Raw genomic sequence first — 560 nt, 5'->3', positions numbered from 1 at the left:
GAGGCTCCGACTGTTTGTATGCATGCGGTTTCAGGATCTATTTCACTCCCCTCCCGGGGTTCTTTTCGCCTTTCCCTCACGGTACTGGTTCACTATCGGTCGATCACGAGTATTTAGCCTTGGAGGATGGTCCCCCCATCTTCAGACAGGATTTCACGTGTCCCGCCCTACTTGTCGTACACCTAGTTCTTTCATACTGTTTTCGCCTACAGGGCTATCACCTGCTATGGCCGCACTTTCCAGAGCGTTCGGCTAACAATACAAATAAAGAGTACAAGGCTCATCCCATTTCGCTCGCCACTACTTTGGGAATCTCGGTTGATTTCTTTTCCTGCGGTTACTTAGATGTTTCAGTTCACCGCGTTCGCTTCGCATGGCCTATGTATTCAGCCATGGATACTCCATACGGAGTGGGTTTCCCCATTCGGACATCCCCGGATCAAAGCTTGTTTGCCAGCTCCCCGGGGCTTTTCGCAGGCTACCGCGTCCTTCATCGCCTGTGATCGCCAAGGCATCCACCACATGCACTTGTTCGCTTGACCCTATAACGAGTCTGTCTC

The 560-nt window shown here is 51.8% G+C and carries 1 rRNA gene; it reads right to left on the bottom strand.

Annotated features, from left to right (window positions below):
• Positions 1–542 (bottom strand): 23S ribosomal RNA (locus tag BST28156_RS34575); the annotation flags it as partial.
• Positions 543–560: the final 18 nt, after the last annotated feature.

Source organism: Burkholderia pseudomultivorans (assembly GCF_902499075.1).
In the GTDB taxonomy this organism is placed as follows: Bacteria; Pseudomonadota; Gammaproteobacteria; order Burkholderiales; family Burkholderiaceae; genus Burkholderia; species Burkholderia pseudomultivorans.
This window is presented reverse-complemented; position numbering and strand designations above follow the sequence as displayed.